Source organism: Campylobacter sp. BCW_4338 (genome assembly GCF_001763255.1).
Lineage (GTDB): Bacteria > Campylobacterota > Campylobacteria > Campylobacterales > Campylobacteraceae > Campylobacter_D > Campylobacter_D jejuni.
The window spans coordinates 1-15,820 of the sequence record NZ_MJYJ01000065.1 but is presented as its reverse complement, the minus strand read 5'-3'; the positions used below and the strand labels follow the sequence as shown (position 1 = coordinate 15,820).

The window sequence follows — 15,820 nt, the reverse complement described above, 5'->3', positions numbered from 1 at the left end:
TGATTTTTTACCTAAAGCTTTATTAAAAGCTGTATAATAGCAAAAAAAATTTAACAAAAAAACTAAGGTAGAAAGTATGAAAATAGCAATTATAGGGCTTGGGCTTATGGGTGGATCTTTAGGGCTTTGTTTGAAAGAAAATAAGCTTATTTCTTGTGTTTATGGTATGGATTTAAGTAAAGAAAATGAAAAAGATGCCCTGCGATTAGGTCTTATTCATGAGCTTATAGAATTTAAAGATTTAGCTTTATGTGATATGATTTTTGTCGCAACTCCTGTTAATGCTATTATAGAAATTTTGCAAAAGTTAGTTGATTTGCCTTCTAATGTAACAATTATAGAGCTTGGAAGTACAAAAAGAAAAATTATAGAAAGTTTGCCTAAGAATTTAATCAAACAAACTCTTTTTGCTCATCCTATGACAGGAACTGAAAATTCAGGTCCAAAAGCGGCTTTTAAAGAGCTTTATAAAGATGCAGTTTGTGTTCTTTGCGATAGTGAAATAGCTGATGATTTGCATCAAAAAAGAGCAGTAGAAATTTTTTCTCATTTAGGGATGAAAATTGTTTTTATGGATAGTAAAGCCCATGATCATCATGCTGCTATTATTTCTCATTTGCCTCATGTTATAAGTTTTTCTTTGGCTAATTTTGTAATGAAAGAAGAGGATAAAAGAAATATTGTTCATTTGGCTGGAGGATCTTTTAAAGGTATGAGCAGAATTGCCAAATCATCACCACAAATGTGGGAAAGTATTTTTTTACAAAATAAAGATAACTTATTAAGTTCTATTGATTTTTTTCAACAAGAATTAGAGAGATGTAAACAAATGATACAATTAGATAAAAACGATGAATTAAGAAAATGGATGAAACAGGCTAATACTCTAAGAGAAATTTTATAAATTTGCTAGATATTTACTGAAAATATAATAGAATTTATACTAAAAACAACAAAAACATCGAAAATTTTTAAGGAAGGTTATGGCAAAAAGAAAAGGCAAAACTTATTTATCTGTTTTAATTTTAGTTTTAATAGCAATTTTGATTTTTTTTATTTCAAGATTAAGTATTTTTGAAAAAAATCCTCCTCAAATTTTAATGCCAGATGTTGTATATACTGATCTTAAAAAACCTATTTTAGTGCATGTTAAAGATGATGAAAGTTCTATCAAAAATGTACAAATTATATTGCATAAAGACGACAATACTAGTGCAATGGTTATAGCAGATGAAAAGATTTCTAATTTAAAAGATATTACCTTACAAGTTGCTTTGCCAAAATTTGGTTACAAAGAAAATGTAAAATCTTTTGTTTTGGAGGTGATAGCTAAAGATTCTAGTTTTTGGAATTTTTTTAGTGGTAATGAAGCAAGAAAACAAATTGCGGTATTAGTAGATAATACGGCTCCAAAAATCAATATCATAAGCAATTCTTACCAAATCGAGCAAGGCGGTGCTGGGGCTGTTGTTTTCAAGGCTGATGATGCTAATTTAGATAAGGTATATATAGAGACAAATAAAGGTAAAATTTTTAAAGCTACGCCTTATATAAAACAAGGGTATTATGCAGCTTTAATTGCTTGGGATGCAAGAGATGAGGAATTTCGTGCATTTGTTATCGCTACGGATAAAGCGGGAAATATTTCAAAAGAACGTATAAGGTATTATTTTGTTAATCGTAAATATCGTGTTTCAAATATCAATCTAACGGATAAATTTTTAGATGGAAAGATTGAGAATTTAGCAAATCAATACGCTCCAAAAGATAATAATTTCAATCGTTATGAAAAATTTAAGTTTGTCAATGAAACTTTAAGAAATAGTAATGAAAAACTTATCCATGAAATCACTTCAAAAGTACCTGAGGAAAAAATTGATAATTTTGATTTGAATTTATTTTTACCTCTTAAAAATGGTATGAAAGTAGCGGATTTTGCTGATCATAGGTATTATTCTTATAATGGGCAATTTGTGAGTGATTCTTATCATATGGGGCTTGATCTAGCAAGCGTAGCACAAGCTCCTATCATAAGTAATAACGCGGGCAAGGTTGTTTTTGCTGCTGAAAATGGGATTTACGGTTTAAATTTAATTGTTTATCATGGTTTTGGTGTTTATAGTCTTTACGGGCACTGTTCTTCTAAAAATGTTGATTTAGATGAAATGATTAATAAACAAAGTATTATAGGCAAAACAGGAACAAGTGGGTTAGCCTTAGGCGATCATTTGCATTTTGGAGTTTTGGTTCAAGGAGTTGAAACGCGTCCTGAACAATGGCAAGATAAAAAATGGATAGAAAATAATATTTACAATGTTTTAAATGATGGTAAAAAGATAATTTTAGGAAAAAATTAATGAAACAATTAACTTTAGCAAAAACTGTCAAAGGCGTAGGTATAGGACTTCATAAGGGTGAACCTATAGAAATTACTTTAGAGCCTTTAGAAGCAAATAGTGGTATAGTATTTTTTAGAAGCGATCTTAATGCAAGCTATAAGGCAAGTCCTGAAAATGTGATCAATACTCAAATGGCAACTGTTTTAGGAGATGATCGTGGATTTATTTCTACAATAGAGCATTTAATGAGTGCGATTAATGCTTATGGAATCGATAATGTACGCATAGTTTTAAATGCAAATGAAGCTCCTGTTATGGATGGATCAAGTATTAGTTTTTGTATGATGCTTGATGAAGCAGGGGTAAAAGAACTTGATGCGCCTAAAAAAATTATGGTAATTAAAAAGCCTATAGAAGTAAGAGATGGTAATAAATTTGTGCGTTTAACTCCTACTAAAGAACCCCGTATTAATTACACAATTAAATTTGACAATGCTGTTATAGGTGAACAAAGTTACAATTTTGAATTTAGCAAAAAAAATTATATAGAAAACATAGCAAGGGCTAGAACTTTTGGTTTTTTAAAAGATGTTCAAGCTCTTAGGAGTATGAATTTAGCACTAGGTGGAAGTTTAGAAAATACTATAGTGGTAGATGAAAATCGTATTTTAAATCCTGAGGGTTTGCGTTTCAAAGATGAGTTTGTAAGACATAAAATTTTAGATGCAATTGGAGATTTAACTTTACTTGGATATCGTGTTTTTGGAGATTATACTTCATATGCTGGGAGTCATCATTTAAATCATTTGCTTACTAAAGAAGTTTTAAAAGATAAAGATGCTTATGAAATTGTAAGCCTTGAAAAAACAACCCAAAAAGCTTATGAAAAGGTATTTGCATAAAAACCTCTCTTTTGCTTAATGCTTTATCTAAGCCTTTAATGATCGGAATTTATCAAGATGATAAACTTATAAAAACTTATAAAAGTGAAGAAAAAGCAAGCGAATTTTTACCAAAAATTTTAGATGAATTGCTTAAAGAATATGATTTTACAAGTTTAATTTATGCTAATGGTCCAGGTTCTTATATGGGGATTAAAATTTCTTATGTAAGTTTGAGTACTTTAAGTATAGTAAAAAATATTCCTTTATTTGCGGTGAGTGCTTTTGAATTAAATGGCTATAAACCCATAAGTGCAAATAAAAATTTTTGTTTTGTATATAAGGAAGGTGAAATTTGTTTAGAGCAAAATATCCCAGCAGAGTTTTTTTTACCAAAAAATTTACAAGAGCTTAAACTAAATAATGATAATCTTCCCTTTTATTTTTTAGATGCAATTTAGGATGAAATTTGAAAATTTTAGTTCCCGCTACGAGTGCGAATTTAGGGCCAGGTTTTGATTGTTTAGGACTTAGTTTAAAGCTTTTTAATGAAACTCAAATTCAAAAATCAGGTGTTTTTAGCATTAGTATTGGAGGTGAGGGCAGTGATAATATTTTTCTTAAAAAAAACAATATATTTGTAAATATTTTTTATGAAATTTATGAAAAACTAAGCGGAAAAAAAGATAATTTTCGTTTTATTTTTCAAAATAACATTCCTCTTTCAAGAGGGTTAGGAAGCTCTTCAGCTGTGATTGTTGGAGCTATTGCCAGTGCTTATTATATGAGTGGATTTAAGGTAGAAAAAGAACGTATTTTAGATGAAGCTTTAATTTACGAAAACCATCCAGATAATATCGCTCCAGCTACTCTTGGTGGTTTTGTGTGTTCTTTGGTTGAAAAAAATAAAGTTTATAGCATCAAAAAAGAGATTGATAAAGATTTAGCTGCTGTGGTTGTGATCCCAAATTTGGCAATGAGCACGGAACAATCACGCCAAGCTTTGGCCAAAAATTTAAGTTTTAATGATGCGGTTTTCAACCTTTCCCATGCTTCATTTTTAACCGCTTGTTTTTTGGAGAAAAAATATGAATTTTTAAAATTTGCAAGTCAAGATAAGCTCCATGAAATCAATCGTATGAAAAACTTACCCGAGCTTTTTGAAGTGCAAAAATTTGCCTTAGAAAATAAAGCTTTAATGAGTACGCTTTCAGGTTCGGGATCGAGCTTTTTTTCTTTAGCTTTTAAAGATAATGCTTTAGCTTTGGCAAAGAAAATGCAAACAAAATTTAAAGATTTTCGTGTGCAATATTTAGAATTTGATGATAATGGCTTTGAAATTTGCTAAAAAATATAAAAAAAAGATATAATTTTGAAAAAACATATACCAATTAGAATGTGCATAGTGTGTAAAAACCGCTTTGAGCAAAATATGTTATTTAGATTTAAAGTTGTTTTAGGAGATATTGTGCCTAAAGCAGAACATGGAAGAAGCGGATATTTATGTCAAAATTGTATTGAGAAAGAAGATAAAATCTTACAAAAAGCATTTTCTAAAATATGTAAAAATTTAAATACTAAAATTACTCAGCAAGGACTTAAGGAGATATTTTTAAATGGCAAAGATTAGAATTCATGAAATCGCAAAAGAATTAGGTTATGATAGTAAGGAAATTATTGAAAAGGCAAATGAATTAGGACTTGGAATTAAAACAGCATCAAATGCTGTAGAGCCTGAGATCGCAGCAGCTATTTATGAGTATATACAAACAAGAGAAATTCCAGAAGCTTTTAAGAAAAATATCAAAACTCCTACGGCAAAAAAGCCTAAAAAAGAAAATATAAAAGAACAAGAAAAGCTAAATGAATCTGAAAAAAAAGAACCTAAAAAAGAAGAAAAGCTTAAAAAAGAAGTTAAAAAAGAAGAATTAAAAGTTGAAAAAGAAAATGCAAAAGAGGAAGAAAAACAAGAAATTATTGATACTCATAAGCCACAAAGCCTTGCTAGTGCAACTTTAGCCAAAAGACGCGGACTTGTCATTGTTAAAAAGAAAAAAGACGAAGAAGAAATTCAAGTTAAAAAAGAAGAAGTAAAAAATTCAAATGATATATCTATCAATAATGAAGAGCGCTTAAGTTTAAAAACTATGTTTTCAAATGCTGATGAGAGTTTAAAGAAAAAGAAAAAAGAAAAAAAATCTTTTGTTGCGAGTAAAAAAGAAAGTACCGAAAAAATGAATTTTTTAGATGAACATGATTTTGGTGATATTTCTTTAGATGATGAAGATGAGGTAGTGTTACCTGATTTTAGTGTAAAAGAACAAGAAAAACCACAAAATATCAATAAAAAACAACCTAATTTTATAAGACAAGCTGTTGGAAATTCTGCGGGTTTTGGGCTTGAAGGTGGAATTCAAAGAAGAAGTCGTAAAAAACCACCTAAAAAGATTGAAAAAAAGGAAGTAGAAGAAGTAAGTAGTGTTTCTATTTCTAAAGAAATTCGTGTGTATGAATTCGCTGATAAGATAGGAAAAAGCACTAGTGAAGTGATTTCAAAACTTTTCATGCTTGGAATGATGACAACAAAAAATGATTTCTTAGATGAAGATGCGATTGAAATTTTGGCTGCTGAATTTGGTATAGAGATCAATATCATTAACGAGGCTGATGAGTTTGATTATGTAAAAGACTATGAAGAAGAGACTGATGAAAAAGATTTAGTGACTAGAGCACCTGTGATTACCATCATGGGGCATGTTGATCATGGTAAAACTTCTTTGCTAGATTATATCAGAAAATCACGCGTTGCAAGTGGTGAAGCAGGGGGTATTACTCAGCACGTGGGTGCTTATATGGTAGAAAAAAATGGACGTAAAATTACTTTTATCGATACCCCAGGTCACGAAGCTTTTACTGCTATGCGTGCAAGGGGTGCAAGTATCACTGATATTGTAATCATCGTTGTAGCCGCAGATGATGGGGTAAAACCACAAACTAAAGAAGCGATAAATCATGCTAAAGCAGCAGGTGTGCCTATTATTATTGCTATTAACAAAATGGATAAAGAAGCAGCAAATCCTGATATGGTAAAAACTCAACTCGCAGAAATGGAAATCATGCCAGTAGAATGGGGCGGATCTTATGAATTTGTAGGGGTTTCAGCTAAAACAGGAATGGGGATTGAAGATTTGCTTGAGATCGTGCTTTTACAAGCTGATATTTTAGAACTTAAAGCCAATCCAAAAAGTTTTGCTAAAGCAAGCATTATAGAAAGTTCTGTGCAAAAAGGGCGTGGTGCTGTGGCTACTATCATCGTGCAAAATGGAACACTTACTGTAGGAAGTACTGTGGTTGCAGGCGAGGCTTATGGAAAAGTGCGTGCGATGAGTGATGATCAAGGTAAAGCTTTAAAAGAAATCAAACCAGGTGAATGTGGGGTTATCGTAGGGCTTAGCGAAGTAGCAGATGCAGGTGAAATTTTAATCGCAGTAAAAACCGATAAAGAAGCAAGAGAATACGCTAATAAACGCCACGAATACAATCGCCAAAAAGAACTTAGCAAATCCACTAAAGTTAGCATTGATGAGCTTGGAGCTAAGATCAAAGAAGGTAATCTAAAAGCCTTGCCTGTTATTTTAAAAGCTGATGTGCAAGGATCTTTAGAAGCCTTAAAAGCAAGTTTAGAAAAACTTAGAAATGATGAGATTAAAGTGAATATCATTCATAGCGGAGTAGGTGGAATCACACAAAGTGATATAGAGCTTGCAAGTGCGAGTGAAAACTCTATCGTACTAGGTTTTAACATACGCCCAACAGGGGAAGTTAAAGAGCGTGCTAAAGATAAAGGCGTAGAAATTAAAACCTATAATGTGATTTATAATCTTTTAGACGATGTAAAAGCCTTGCTTGGTGGTATGATGAGCCCGATTATTTCTGAAGAGCAATTAGGACAAGCAGAGATTAGACAAGTGATCAATGTACCAAAAATCGGACAAATCGCAGGTTGTATGGTAACTGAAGGGGTGATTAACCGTGGAGCCAAAATTCGCCTTATCCGTGATGGAGTTGTGGTTTATGAAGGAAATGTAAGTTCGCTTAAACGCTTTAAAGATGATGCTAAAGAAGTGGCAAAAGGCTATGAATGTGGCGTAGGTATAGAAGGGTGCGATGATATGAGAGTGGGTGATTATATAGAAAGCTATAAAGAAGTAGAGGAACAAGCAAGTCTATGAATCCAAGTGAGATTAAAAAGCTACGCACTGAAAGTATCTTAAAAGAGCTGATCCCTGAAGCTTTAGCAAATTTAGATGATGAAAATTTAAAAAATCTTTGTGTGATTGATGTGGAATGTAAAAAGGGTAGATACGATGCTTTTGTGTATCTTGATAAAATGTTTTTTAATGTTCATGAGCAAGAAAAAATTTTATCTTCTTTAAAAAAGGCAAGTAGAGCTTTGCAAAATTATTGCATGAGCGAGCAGGGCTGGTATAGGTGTCCGAATTTTCATTTTAAATTTGATGATAGGCTTGAGTATCAAAACCATATGGACGCACTTTTTGAAAAAATAAAAAAGGATAAAAATGAATCTTGAAGCCCTTTGCAAAGAAGCAGAACTTAGCTTTTATGATGATGAGCTAGTAAGTGAAAATGGTAAAAAAATTTATAGAATTTATGTGCAAAAAGAAGGCGGGGTAAATCTTGATGATTGTGCAAAGCTTAGTGAAATTTTATCGCCTATTTTTGATGTAGAACCACCTGTAAATGGGGAGTATTTTTTAGAAGTATCTTCACCAGGACTTGAAAGAAAACTGAGCAAGATAGAACACTTTGCTAAAAGTATAGGTGAACTTGTGAAGATCACAACCAATGAAAAAGAAAAATTCGAAGCAAAAATCATTGCTGTAGATGATGAAAATATCACTTTAGAAAATTTAGAAAATAAAGAAAAAACTACTATAAATTTTAATGATATAAAAAAAGCTAGAACCTTTGTGGAGTGGTGATTTAAATATTTTTTGTTTTTAAGGAATTTAAATGAATACTAGTTTAAATGAAGAACAAAAGAAAAACATAGAAAATAAATTTTTAGAATTTCAAAGAATTTGGACTTTAGAAAAAGTTGAAAGTATGACTCTTGAAGAATATACTAGTATTAAAAAAGATAATCAAGATAGGAATGATTTTACTTTTTGGATAGAAAATATACTTGATGACATAGGAAGTATTTGGGGTGGTTCAAGTTTTAAATTTGGTATATATAAAAGAAATTCTAATGATGATAAAGAAAATTTAAAAGGTAAAATTTACAATGATAATTATGCTTGGCTATCTAAATATGGAAATAATCAAGATGAAGCTTTTGATAAAATAAAACAAACAATTATAGATATAATACAAGCAAGTAAAAATAATGATTTAGAAACTATAGAAAATATAGATTTTGGAGACGCCATTAAATGGAAAATAGCTTTTCATTATCAAGATGTAAATAATATAAAAATAGTTAATATTTTTTCTAAAAATGTTTTAGGTTTAATATCTTTGAATGAATTTAAAGAAAAATTAAAAACATATCAAATTTATGAAAAATTGTTAGAAAATAAAAATTTATCATTAATCAAAATGGTGGAAAATTTATCTATTCCTTTATGGTTTCAATATAGGGAAAAATATACAAATAAAATTTTAGATTTATTTAAAAAATATCTTGAGGATATATCAAAAGATAACGATAGCAAGCTAAAAGAAGATACTATAAAAACATATATTAAAGATATTGAAAAAATTTCTAGTTGTTTAAAGAATAATAATTTATTAAATTGTAATAGTATAGATGATTTTTTATATTGCAAACAGCAAATAGAAAATAATGAAAAATTTAATAAAATAAATGATAATGTTAAAAGGCGATATATAGGTGTTTTAAATCATTATTATAATTTTTTAAACAATTATTTTAAAAAAAATAAATTAAATCCACCTTTAAATCAAATTCTTTATGGGCCTCCGGGTACAGGAAAAACTTATCATACTATAGATAAAGCTTTGGAAATTTTGGGCGAAAATTTAGAAAGTAGAGATGAGAAAAAAGCAAAATTTGATGAGTATGTAAGAAAGGGACAAATAGTATTTACTACTTTTCATCAAAGCTATGGATATGAAGAATTTGTAGAAGGCATAAAGCCTCGCATAGATAGTGAAGAAAATTCTAAAGAAATAGAATATGAAATAAAAGATGGAATTTTTAAAGAACTTTGCGAAAAAGCTTTGGATAATTATGAGAATAGTATCTTAAATGCAGATGAGTTGAATAAAAAAATAGAATTAAAAGAAAAGGTTGAAAATTTTTTAAATTGGCTTTTGGAAACAAATGAGCCTATTGGTAAAACAAAGGGTGGAAATTTCTTTGTTATTGAAATTGATAATAAAACAATTGTGATTTATAGTGAAGGCATAGAGAGATTCGATGGAATTTTTAATTTAAATTTATCTATATTTATGGAGTTATTAAAATGCAAAGATGAATTTAACAATGCTACTGAAATGTTTAAAAAGGTATTTAATAGAGATTATGCTGATAGAACTCATACTTATTACTTTAATTTAGTGAAAAAATTTAAAGCATATGAAAAACAATTAACTGCAAAGATTGAAAATAATAAAAACAATGATAATTCTTTAAAACCTTATATAATCATCATCGATGAAATCAATCGTGGTAATGTAAGTAAGATTTTTGGTGAGCTTATCACCTTGATAGAACCTAGTAAAAGGATAGGTGAAAAAGAAGAGTTAAAAGTGACTTTGCCTTATAGTGGTGAAAAATTTGGAGTGCCTAAAAATGTTTATATCATAGGCACTATGAATACAGCCGATAGAAGCATTACTTCGCTTGATACAGCTTTGCGAAGAAGATTTGAATTTATTGAGATGATGCCTGATGTTGAAGAGTTGGAAAAATCAAAATATAAAGATGTAAATTTAAAAAAATTATTAAAAGCTATAAACACTCGTATAGAATATTTACTAGATAGAGAAAAAACCATAGGTCATGCATTTTTTGTAAGTGTTGAAAATTTAGAAAGTTTAAAAAAGGTTTTTAAAAATAAAATCATCCCACTTTTGCAAGAGTATTTTTACAATGACTATGCTTTGATTGACGCAGTTTTAAATAAAAATGGTATGTTGGAAATTAGTGTTGAAAATAAAGATTATTTAAAAAATATGACAGAATTTATAGAAAGTGATAAGGTTGTTTATAAATTTAGTGATAGTAATAATTGGAGTAAAGATACTTTTATAAAAATATATGAATAATGAAAACAAGTAATACTTTTTCCATCATCGAACACCAAGCTTTTTCTAAAGAAGATTTAAAAGGAATTTTCAAAGAAAAGGCCGAAGGGTTTTATAAAGAGCTAGAAGACTTTGCAAAAAATAATGAAAATCTTTTAGGCTTTAAAAACAAAAATACCTTAAAAGCTAAAAATTATGTCGGCATTATACAGACTAAAAGCGGGGTTTTGGAGATTTTGCCAAAATGCACGAATTTAGATAGTTATAAAAAAGAAGATAGTTCTTCAAATCACGATAAAGAAAAACTAAAAAGATGTTATGAATTAGACAATATTTCTAAAAATAATGATTTTTATGAAAAAGATTTTAAATTTAATCCTAAAAATCTTTTGATAAATATGCTAAAAACCTTAAAAAACTCCCCCTTTAAAAAATCGCAAATTTCATCTTTGCAAAGTTCTAAAATTCCTTTATTTGAAGTGTTTATCACTATGTTTTTAGATGAATTTGATAGCGTGCATAAAAAAGGCTTGATGAGATCTTATCTAAGTTGCGAAGAAAATAGGGCTTTTTTGAAGGGAAAATTACTATTTAACGAACATATCAAGCAAAATTTGATACACAAAGAAAGATTTTTTACAAGCAATGATGAGTTTGTTTTAGATATAGCACCCAATCGTTTGATAAAATCAACGCTAAATTTTTTAAAATCCAAAACAAGTTTGAATAAATTTAGACTTATAAAAGCCATGCAAATGCTTGATGAGGTAGAATTTTCTAAAAATTATGAAAAAGATTTTAGTTATAAAATTTCAAGACATTTTGATTATTATGAAAACTTGCTTTTGTGGTGTAAAATTTTCTTAAAAAATGAAAGTTTTATGCCTTATCATGGTAAAAATGAAGCTTTTGCTTTGCTTTTTCCTATGGAGAAAATTTTTGAAGATTATGTAGCTTATATGCTAAAAAAAGTAAATCCAACTCAAGATATTAAAATTCAAAACAGTGGAAAGTATTTAATCTCAAAAAATGATGAAAATTGTTTCATGCTAAAGCCTGATTTATATATAGAAAATAAAATGATCCTAGATACCAAATGGAAAATTCCAAATGATAGCGAAGATGAGAAAAAACAGGGTATAGCACAAAGCGATTTGTATCAAATGTTTGCTTATGCTTGCAAATTTAAAATTTATGATATTAAACTTGTGTATCCTTTATGTGAAAAAACTCAAGATTTACAAAGAAAAATCGCAGAAAAATTTTTTGTTTTTAAGGCGAGCGAACATTTGTATTTTAAAGAACAAGGGCAAAAAGATATAAAAGTGCAAGTGTGTTTTGCACCTTTACCTTTTTAAAAATTTGCCTATCAAATGCACTAAAAAACCAAAGCAAGCTACAGCTATGATGCAAGCACCGCTTGAAAGATTAAGATAATAACTAAGTATAAGTCCTAAAACACAAAAAATCATACTTAAAAAACTTGCCAAAATCATGATAAAGCCAAGTCTTTTAGTGAAATTTTCAGCAATAAAGCTTGGGATACTAAGTAAAGCCATAACTAAAATAAGCCCTACAAGGCGTATGGAAATAACTATACAAAAAGCCATAAGGGCGATTAAAAGATAATGAAAAAAACTTGTATTGATGCCACGAACTTTTGCAAATTCCGCATCAAAGCTTAATGCTTCAAATTGTCTATAAAATAAAAAGATCAAAAGTACGACCACACCATCAACCAAAGCCATAAGCCATAAATCTTGCGTTCCTACAGCTAAAATACTCCCAAAAAGATAAGCCATTAAATCTGTGTTATAGCTAGGGCTTAAATCGATTAAAATAATCCCAACAGCCATTCCAAAAGCCCAGATTACAGCGATAATACTATCACTTCTGTGTTCATAGCGTTTAGCTAAAAAAGCTACTAAAAAAGCCAAAAATAAAGTAAATATTCCCGTGCTTAATAAAATAGGTAAAGAAAAATAAAAAGCTATACCTATACCACCAAAAGCCCCATGTGTTATACCTCCAGCCATAGAAAAAAGGCGATTTATCATCACCAAAGTACCTATGATCCCACAAGCTATACTGACTAAAATCGCTCCTAGTAAAGCGTTTTGAAAAAAGGTGAAATTTAAAATTTCAAGCATTATTTTCCTTTGAAAATTTTAAACAAAAATTTTCTTTTTTAAATTCTGTTTTTTTCAAATTTCTTCTTGTAAATTCTTGTTCGCATAGTTTTTTACTATCGCAATTTTCTTCATCGCAAAAACAAGTATTTAAACTCATTTCTACATCACAAAAATGAGAGTGGTTTTCGTATAAATGTTTTAAAAATGAACTTTTTTCTTTTTCTTTAGTGTTGGTATGCAAGAAAAGTTCTTTGTTTAAATGTGCAATTTTATCGCTATAAGCTAATACAAGGTTGATATCGTGACAAATGAGTAAAATTCCCATGCCTTTTTGGTGTAAAGAGCTTAGAAGTTCAAAAATTTGTATAGCAGACTTGTTATCAACGCTTGCGGTAGGTTCATCTAAAATAAGCATCTTACATTCACTAGCTAAGGCTCTTGCGATAAAAACACGTTGTCTTTGTCCTCCGCTTAGAGAATCAATGGTTTTGTTCCAAAATTTTTCCATCCCTACGCTTCTTAAAGCTTGCATAGCTTTTTCTTTATCTTTTTTCCCATAAAAACCAAAAATTTTTTTACTTACAAGTCCCATAAGAACGATTTCAAGTACTCTTGGATAAAAATTAGGATTGGCTAGAGTGTGTTGAGGAACATAGCCTATTTCTTTTCTTTGAAGAGCTTTGAAATGGATTTTATTTTTGGATTTTAAAAGTCCTAAGATAAGTTTTACGAGTGTTGATTTTCCTGCACCATTTGGACCTATGATAGAGAGAAAGTCTTTATTGTCGTAGCTAAGATTGATGTTTTTTAAGATGATTTCATTATCATAAGCGTAGTTTAGATTAGAAATTTCAAAAAAAAGCATTAAAAAGCCTGATTATAAATTATGAGAAAAGGCATCAGCAGTTTTTAAAAGCTCATTTTCCCAATCATAAGATAAATGATCTATTTTGTAAATTTTTGCATCACATTCTTTAGCAAGTGTTTTTGCTGCATTTTCAGGGAAACCATTTTGAACAAAAATGACTTTTAAATTTTTATCTTTCATTAGAGTGATAAGTTTTTGCAAATCTTTGCTTTTTGGTTCTTTGCCTAAAATTTCTACAGGAATTTGCGTAAGATTATAGCGTTTTGCAAAATATGTCCAAGAAGGATGATAAACTACAAATTCTCTATTTTTTAATTTTTCTAATTTTGAGGCAATTTGTAAATTTAAACTATCTAATTCTGCTAAAAATTTATCTAAATTTTGTTTATATAAATTTTTATTTTGTGGATATTTTTGAATTAAGGTGTCATAAATATTTAAAGCCATAGTTTGGACCAAAATAGGATCTAGCCAAGTATGAGGATCAAAATGCTCATGTTCATGAGAGTGTTCATGAGTGTCATGAGTTTGAATCAAAGCTATGTTTTTTTGCATATTTACAACTTGAAGTTTTGGAAAATTTTGTTTAAATTTATCCGTAAAAACTTTTTCAAATTCTAAGCCTATGGTGAAATAAATATCACTTTTTTCAAGTTTTTTCATAGTGTTTGGTTTAAATTCAAAATTATGCTCATTGCTATTTGGGGGCAAAATAACATTGACATCTAGAGTATCTGCAGCTATTTTTTTAACAAAAAATGCTTGAGGTGCTATGCTGACACTAACTAAATTGCTACTAGTATTTTGTTCTTGCTCTAAATTTTTAGCTTGTGTGAAAGTATAAAATATCCCTAAAGATAAGATAAATAATATAATTTTTTTCAAAATATTTCCTTTGATATAAATTTTTTTAAATTATAACGATATTAAGCTTAATACATAGAATTTTCGAAGCGATATTTATTTAAATAAAAATAATAAATATAAATTAATTTAATATTAATTAAATTAATTTTTTATAACTTTTAAATTTAAGTAAAAATTTAAATTTTTTAATTTATAATTCTAAAACTTTATGTAGATATCCCTAATAAAATAATATTAGAAAGGAGCGCTTAAATTATGAAAAGCGTAAAATTGAAGGTTGCACTGATTGCAAATTTAATCGCAGTAGTGTGTTTGGTAATTTTAGGTGTTATAACATTTATGTTTGTAAAGCAAGCAATTTTTCATGAAGTTGTGAATGCTGAAATAAATTATGTTAAAACGGCTAAAAATTCTATAGAGTCTTTTAAGGCAAGAAATTCTTTAGCTCTTGAAAGTTTAGCTAAAAGTATTTTAAAGCATCCTGTAGAACAGTTAGATAGTCAAGATGCTTTAATGCATTATGTTGGACAAGATTTAAAGAATTTTAGAGATGCTGGAAGATTCTTAGCAGTTTATATTGCTCAACCAAATGGTGAACTTGTTGTAAGCGATCCAGACTCTGATGCTAAAAATTTAGATTTTGGAACTTATGGAAAAGCTGATAATTATGATGCTAGAACAAGAGAGTATTATATAGAAGCAGTTAAAACAAATAAACTTTATATTACCCCATCTTATATTGATGTAACTACAAATTTACCTTGCTTTACATATTCTATTCCGCTTTATAAAGATAGTAAATTTATAGGAGTTTTGGCCGTAGATGTTCTTGCGGCAGATTTGCAAGCCGAATTTGAAAATTTACCAGGTAGAACTTTTGTATTTGATGAAGAAAATAAAGTATTTGTTTCTACAGACAAAGCTCTTTTACAACAAGGTTATGATATTAGTGCAATTGCAAATCTTGCAAAAACCAAGAAAGATTTTGAACCTTTTGAGTATACTAGACCAAAAGATCATAGTGAAAGATTTGCTGTGTGTGCAAAAGTTTCTGGAATTTATACTGCTTGCGTTGGAGAACCAGTAGAACAAATAGAAGCTCCAGTTTATAAAATTGCATTTATACAAACTGCGATTGTTATTTTTACAAGTATTATTAGCGTAATCCTCCTTTATTTCATCGTATCAAAATATCTCTCCCCACTTGCAGCTATCCAAACAGGTTTAACTTCATTCTTTGACTTCATCAATCATAAAACAAAAAATGTTTCCACTATAGAAGTAAAAAGCAATGATGAATTTGGACAAATCTCAAGTGCCATCAACGAAAACATCCTTGCTACTAAAAAAGGTTTAGAACAAGACAATCAAGCTGTTAAAGAATCAGTTCAAACCGTATCAGTTGTAGAAGGTGGTAATTTAACAGCAAGAATTACT

Annotated in this window: 15 protein-coding genes; 12 read left to right on the top strand and 3 right to left on the bottom strand. The window is 29.2% G+C overall.

What is annotated here, in order from left to right; all coding sequences use genetic code 11:
* Positions 1-76 precede the first annotated feature (76 nt).
* The 11 genes from AJN69_RS08405 to AJN69_RS08355 all read left to right on the top strand — a co-directional run bounded on the left by AJN69_RS08405 (position 77) and on the right by AJN69_RS08355 (position 11,874).
* Positions 77-904, top strand: coding sequence for a prephenate dehydrogenase (locus AJN69_RS08405; protein ID WP_070243413.1), 828 nt, complete (start codon positions 77-79; stop codon positions 902-904).
* Between the two features lie 79 nt (positions 905-983).
* Positions 984-2,357 (top strand): M23 family metallopeptidase, encoded by a 1,374-nt coding sequence (locus AJN69_RS08400; RefSeq protein ID WP_052858945.1) that lies wholly within the window; start codon positions 984-986, stop codon positions 2,355-2,357.
* A complete protein-coding gene (gene lpxC, locus AJN69_RS08395; RefSeq protein WP_002859351.1) occupies positions 2,357-3,241 on the top strand; it encodes a UDP-3-O-acyl-N-acetylglucosamine deacetylase in 885 nt (294 codons plus the stop codon). Before AJN69_RS08400 ends, lpxC begins: the two co-directional genes overlap by 1 nt.
* A 38-nt stretch (positions 3,242-3,279) precedes the next feature.
* Positions 3,280-3,681 (top strand): tRNA (adenosine(37)-N6)-threonylcarbamoyltransferase complex dimerization subunit type 1 TsaB, encoded by a 402-nt coding sequence (locus AJN69_RS08390; RefSeq protein WP_002851789.1) that lies wholly within the window; start codon positions 3,280-3,282, stop codon positions 3,679-3,681.
* Positions 3,682-3,689: 8 nt separating this feature from the next.
* Positions 3,690-4,568: a homoserine kinase gene (gene thrB, locus AJN69_RS08385; protein ID WP_070243415.1), complete on the top strand. Its 879-nt coding sequence runs from the start codon at positions 3,690-3,692 to the stop codon at positions 4,566-4,568.
* Between the two features lie 24 nt (positions 4,569-4,592).
* Positions 4,593-4,850: a DUF448 domain-containing protein gene (locus AJN69_RS08380; RefSeq protein WP_002870410.1), complete on the top strand. Its 258-nt coding sequence runs from the start codon at positions 4,593-4,595 to the stop codon at positions 4,848-4,850.
* Entirely contained in the window at positions 4,837-7,452 is a 2,616-nt protein-coding gene (infB, locus tag AJN69_RS08375; RefSeq protein WP_052858947.1) for a translation initiation factor IF-2, read from the top strand. Before AJN69_RS08380 ends, infB begins: the two co-directional genes overlap by 14 nt.
* On the top strand, positions 7,449-7,811 hold the full coding sequence (rbfA, locus tag AJN69_RS08370) for a 30S ribosome-binding factor RbfA (protein WP_070252779.1): 363 nt from the start codon (positions 7,449-7,451) through the stop codon (positions 7,809-7,811). The genes infB and rbfA overlap by 4 nt, the downstream gene beginning before the upstream one ends.
* A complete protein-coding gene (gene rimP / locus AJN69_RS08365) occupies positions 7,801-8,223 on the top strand; it encodes a ribosome maturation factor RimP (protein WP_052854211.1) in 423 nt (140 codons plus the stop codon). The genes rbfA and rimP overlap by 11 nt, the downstream gene beginning before the upstream one ends.
* Before the next feature lie 31 nt (positions 8,224-8,254).
* The gene (locus AJN69_RS08360; protein WP_070288071.1) at positions 8,255-10,537 is read left to right on the top strand and encodes an McrB family protein; all 2,283 of its coding nucleotides are present in this window, start codon (positions 8,255-8,257) and stop codon (positions 10,535-10,537) included.
* Positions 10,537-11,874 (top strand): McrC family protein, encoded by a 1,338-nt coding sequence (locus AJN69_RS08355; RefSeq protein WP_070288069.1) that lies wholly within the window; start codon positions 10,537-10,539, stop codon positions 11,872-11,874. Before AJN69_RS08360 ends, AJN69_RS08355 begins: the two co-directional genes overlap by 1 nt.
* On the opposite strand, the gene AJN69_RS08350 is transcribed toward AJN69_RS08355, so the two are convergent.
* Genes AJN69_RS08350 through AJN69_RS08340 form a run of 3 tightly spaced genes read right to left on the bottom strand, consistent with a single transcriptional unit; the run spans position 11,863 to position 14,401 of the window.
* The gene (locus tag AJN69_RS08350) at positions 11,863-12,666 is read right to left on the bottom strand and encodes a metal ABC transporter permease (protein ID WP_070288068.1); all 804 of its coding nucleotides are present in this window, start codon (positions 12,664-12,666) and stop codon (positions 11,863-11,865) included. The genes AJN69_RS08355 and AJN69_RS08350 overlap by 12 nt on opposite strands.
* Positions 12,659-13,513 carry an ABC transporter ATP-binding protein gene (locus AJN69_RS08345; protein WP_002870415.1) on the bottom strand — a complete coding sequence of 285 codons (855 nt, stop codon included), beginning with the start codon at positions 13,511-13,513 and terminating at the stop codon, positions 12,659-12,661. Before AJN69_RS08345 ends, AJN69_RS08350 begins: the two co-directional genes overlap by 8 nt.
* Before the next feature lie 12 nt (positions 13,514-13,525).
* The gene (locus tag AJN69_RS08340; RefSeq protein WP_070288066.1) at positions 13,526-14,401 is read right to left on the bottom strand and encodes a metal ABC transporter solute-binding protein, Zn/Mn family; all 876 of its coding nucleotides are present in this window, start codon (positions 14,399-14,401) and stop codon (positions 13,526-13,528) included.
* 237 nt (positions 14,402-14,638) lie between these two features.
* Between AJN69_RS08340 and AJN69_RS08335 the strand changes: the two genes are divergently transcribed.
* The coding region (locus tag AJN69_RS08335) for a cache domain-containing protein (protein ID WP_261664015.1) at positions 14,639-15,820 on the top strand (1,182 nt) is incomplete at its 3' end.

Coding starts and splice junctions, on each gene's coding strand:
- AJN69_RS08345 (WP_002870415.1), bottom strand. CDS start 13,513: ATGCTTTTTTTTGAAATTTCTAATCTAAACTACGCTTATGATAATGAA.
- AJN69_RS08360 (WP_070288071.1), top strand. CDS start 8,255: ATGAATACTAGTTTAAATGAAGAACAAAAGAAAAACATAGAAAATAAA.
- AJN69_RS08405 (WP_070243413.1), top strand. CDS start 77: ATGAAAATAGCAATTATAGGGCTTGGGCTTATGGGTGGATCTTTAGGG.
- rbfA (WP_070252779.1), top strand. CDS start 7,449: ATGAATCCAAGTGAGATTAAAAAGCTACGCACTGAAAGTATCTTAAAA.
- AJN69_RS08355 (WP_070288069.1), top strand. CDS start 10,537: ATGAAAACAAGTAATACTTTTTCCATCATCGAACACCAAGCTTTTTCT.
- rimP (WP_052854211.1), top strand. CDS start 7,801: ATGAATCTTGAAGCCCTTTGCAAAGAAGCAGAACTTAGCTTTTATGAT.
- AJN69_RS08390 (WP_002851789.1), top strand. CDS start 3,280: ATGATCGGAATTTATCAAGATGATAAACTTATAAAAACTTATAAAAGT.
- lpxC (WP_002859351.1), top strand. CDS start 2,357: ATGAAACAATTAACTTTAGCAAAAACTGTCAAAGGCGTAGGTATAGGA.
- AJN69_RS08350 (WP_070288068.1), bottom strand. CDS start 12,666: ATGCTTGAAATTTTAAATTTCACCTTTTTTCAAAACGCTTTACTAGGA.
- infB (WP_052858947.1), top strand. CDS start 4,837: ATGGCAAAGATTAGAATTCATGAAATCGCAAAAGAATTAGGTTATGAT.
- AJN69_RS08400 (WP_052858945.1), top strand. CDS start 984: ATGGCAAAAAGAAAAGGCAAAACTTATTTATCTGTTTTAATTTTAGTT.